The organism is Frateuria sp. (genome assembly GCF_013362045.1).
In the GTDB taxonomy this organism is placed as follows: domain Bacteria; phylum Pseudomonadota; class Gammaproteobacteria; order Xanthomonadales; family Rhodanobacteraceae; genus Frateuria_A.
Genome location: NZ_JABFWW010000286.1, coordinates 1 through 3,122, shown reverse-complemented (window position 1 = coordinate 3,122; position 3,122 = coordinate 1). Strand labels below are relative to the sequence as shown.

Here is a 3,122-nt window from a genome sequence, read left to right as displayed (position 1 = left end):
AAGTATTGCCGCTGCGGAAAGGCCTTCTGCTTGGCCTTAAGCGACTGGCGCCACTTGCGCATGAAGTAGGCCTGGTAGAACCAGGGCGCGCTCTCCTCGAGCGAGAACAGGCCTTCGCCGGGATCGATGATCGGACACACGGCCAGCGCATAGTCCAGCGCGATGCCCGCCGCCGGCGCGCGCAGGGCGGCGCGCAGGGCGAAGTTGCCGCCCAGCGAGAAGCCGGCCAGCGCCGTCACCGGCCGCGGCCAGCGCCGCGCGATGTCCGAGAGCGCGTGCACCACCTCGTCGATGCGGCAGGAGTGGAACAGCGCCTCGTTGAGGTGGTGGCTCTCGCCGTGGTCGCGGAAGTTGAGGCGGAACACGTCCCAGCCTTCGCGCAGCAGGCGGCTGCCGGTCTGCAGCACGTAGGTCGAATCGACGCTGCCTTCCCAGCCGTGGAACAGCACCGCCAGGCCGCGCGCATCGGGGCGGGCGCGTTGCGCCGTGTAGGCACCGGTGAGGCGCACGCCGTCGCCGCCATCGACCACCACCGGCTCGGCGTTCCGCGACACTTCGTACGCCGCGCGCGGCAGCAACAGCCGGCGCACGCCGCTGGAAGAGAGCATGGTCTGGACGTGGCCGCTGGTCAGCGGCCAGGGGGGACGGAAATCCTTTCCGCGCGGCAATTCGCTCATGCGTGCGCGTCGTCCAATGCCGCGCCGATGCGCTCGCGCGACAGCTCCGCCATGCGCCGGCGCGCATCGGGCATCGCCGGCACCGGCGCGAGGAAATGCACCTCGGCGTCCAGCGGTGCCTCGCCCAGCATGCGCAGCAGGTTGCCCATGAAGTTCTCGCCCTCGCGGAAGCCCGCATCGATCACGCGGCGGCCGTCGCGGGCGAAACGCAACGCCACCGGCTGCACCGGCACCGGCGCATCCAGCGCGGCCTGGAAGATGCGGGCGTGGAACACCTTGAGCACGCCGTTGTGGCCGGTGCCGCCCTCGGGGAACACCGCCACCGAGCGGCCGCCGCGCAATCGCTCGACCATCGCCTGCATCACCGCCGCCAGCGAGTGGTTGCTGCCGCGGCGGTGGAAGATCGTGCCGCCACTGGCGGCCAGCCAGCCGACCAGCGGCCAGCGCGCGATCTCGGCCTTGGCCACGAAGCAGGCCGCGCGTTGCGAGTGCAGCAGCTCGATGTCGATCCACGAGGTGTGGTTGGCGACGAACAGCACCGGATCGGGCAGCGGCGTGCCGATGCGCACCGAGCGCAGGCCGAAGATGCGCATCAGCACCCTCGACCACCAGCGGATCATGCGGTGCGCGAACGGCTCGCGGCCGGCGGCCATCACCCGCTGCTTGTTCCAGCTCAGGATGCACGCACACAGCAGCACGCCAAGCAGAATGTGCAGCAGCAGCAGCGGCACCCGGTACAGGTAGCGCACGGCGCGCCGGGGATCGCGGGCAGGGAGGGGGGCGGTGTCCATGAGCCGGTTAGTTTAGCGTTACTCGTCGGGGATGCTGAGGCGTCCGCAGGTACTTGCGCGCGCGTGCGCCGCCTGTTCATCGCGCCTTTTCCCGTAACTCATGGGACGCGCCCGGAGGGGACATTCCTGTGGCTACGCCTCCAGCTGCCCCAGCGGCAAGGACGGCGACCGCTTCACCGTGCGCAGCACGAAGCTCGAGTTGGCGTCGGCCACGCCCGCATCGTTGAGCAGCCGGTCCAGCAGGAAGCGCGAGAAGTGCGGCAGGTCGGCCACGTAGACGTGCAGCAGGTAGTCCATGTCGCCGGTCAGCGCATGGCAGGCGACCACCTCTTCCCAGCCGTTGACCTTGTCCACGAAGCGCTCGATCGCGCCCGCTTCGTGCCGCGCCAGCTGCACGCGCACGAACGCCTGCAGGCCCAGCCCCACCGCCTGCGGATCCACTTGCGCGGCGTAGCCGGTGACGATGCCATCGGCCTCCAGCCGCTGCAGCCTGCGCAGGCAGGCCGAGGGCGACAGGCTGACCCGCTCGGCCAGCTCGGCGTTGGTGATGCGCCCCTCGCCCTGCAGTACGGCGAGCAGGCGCAGATCGGTGCGGTCGAGCTTGGGCATGGCACATTGCTCCATGGAACGCTTCTTTTGCGCAAGGATACTGCGCCAACTCGCACCACCTTCACAGGAAAGACAACCTTCGTGCGGGGATGGCAGCGTATTCTTCCGGTATGGCGCACACGCGCCGAACCGCACCGGAGCCATCCATGCAGACCGCGACGCCCCGCAAAGTCGAACATCAGCAGACCGACCGCGGCTACGTGCCGGTCTACGCCACCGGCGTGGTCGAGCAGCCCTGGTCGAGCTATACGCGCACCGACCACGAGGTGTGGGACACGCTGTTCAAGCGCCAGTGCGAGCTGCTGCCGGGACGCGCCTGCCAGGAGTTCCTCGACGGCGTGGCCAAGTTCGGCTTAGGCGATGGCGGCATCCCCAAGTTCGCCGAGATCAACCAGGTGCTGGCCAGCGCCACCGGCTGGGAGCTGGTCGCGGTCGAAGGGCTGCTGCCGGACGAGGTGTTCTTCGACCACCTGGCCAACCGCCGCTTCCCGGTGAGCTGGTGGATCCGCAAGCCCGAGCAGCTGGACTACCTGTCCGAGCCGGACCTGTTCCACGACCTGTTCGGCCACGTGCCGCTGCTGCTCAACCCGGTCTTCGCCGACTACATGCAGGCCTACGGCCGCGGCGGCATGAAGGCGCACGCGATCGGCCCCGAAGCGCTGATGAACCTGACGCGCCTGTACTGGTACACGGTGGAGTTCGGGCTGATCGACACGCCGCAGGGCATGCGCATCTACGGCGCCGGCATCGTCAGCTCCAAGGGCGAGTCGATCTACAGCCTGGACTCGGACGCGCCCAACCGCATCGGCTTCGACCTTGCGCGCGTGATGAACACGCGCTATCGCATCGACACCTACCAGCAGACCTACTTCGTGATCGACAGCTTCGAGCAGCTGTTCGAGGCCACCCGCCCGGACTTCACCCCGATCTACGCGCGCCTGCGCCAGAGCCGCCCGCACGCGGCCGCCGACGTGCTGGACGCGTCCGACCGCATCTACCACTGCGGCAGCCGCGAAGGCTTCGCCGCCAACGCCGATACCTGACC

The 3,122-nt window shown here is 69.1% G+C and carries 4 protein-coding genes; 1 reads left to right on the top strand and 3 read right to left on the bottom strand.

Translation table 11 applies throughout. The annotated features are described in order from the left end of the window. From HOQ08_RS13725 to HOQ08_RS13715, 3 genes are all read right to left on the bottom strand, one after another. Window positions 1–677, bottom strand: a 677-nt coding sequence (locus HOQ08_RS13725) for an alpha/beta fold hydrolase (protein ID WP_291195968.1), incomplete at its 3' end; no start/stop codon positions are given. Further along, entirely contained in the window at window positions 674–1,468 is a 795-nt protein-coding gene (locus HOQ08_RS13720) for a lysophospholipid acyltransferase family protein (protein WP_291195966.1), read from the bottom strand. The genes HOQ08_RS13720 and HOQ08_RS13725, both read right to left, overlap by 4 nt. Window positions 1,469–1,600: 132 nt before the next feature. Beyond that, window positions 1,601–2,077, bottom strand: a complete 477-nt coding sequence (locus tag HOQ08_RS13715) for an Lrp/AsnC family transcriptional regulator (RefSeq protein ID WP_291195965.1) — start codon at window positions 2,075–2,077, stop codon at window positions 1,601–1,603. Between the two features lie 146 nt (window positions 2,078–2,223). Here HOQ08_RS13715 and phhA point away from each other — a divergent pair, with 146 nt between their 5' ends. Then, complete coding sequence (gene phhA, locus HOQ08_RS13710) at window positions 2,224–3,120, top strand: phenylalanine 4-monooxygenase (protein ID WP_291195962.1); 897 nt, start codon at window positions 2,224–2,226, stop codon at window positions 3,118–3,120. Window positions 3,121–3,122: the final 2 nt, after the last annotated feature.

Excerpts from the sequence above, each read along its gene's own strand:
- HOQ08_RS13715 (WP_291195965.1), bottom strand. The coding sequence starts at position 2,077 with ATGCCCAAGCTCGACCGCACCGATCTGCGCCTGCTCGCCGTACTGCAG.
- phhA (WP_291195962.1), top strand. The coding sequence starts at position 2,224 with ATGCAGACCGCGACGCCCCGCAAAGTCGAACATCAGCAGACCGACCGC.
- HOQ08_RS13720 (WP_291195966.1), bottom strand. The coding sequence starts at position 1,468 with ATGGACACCGCCCCCCTCCCTGCCCGCGATCCCCGGCGCGCCGTGCGC.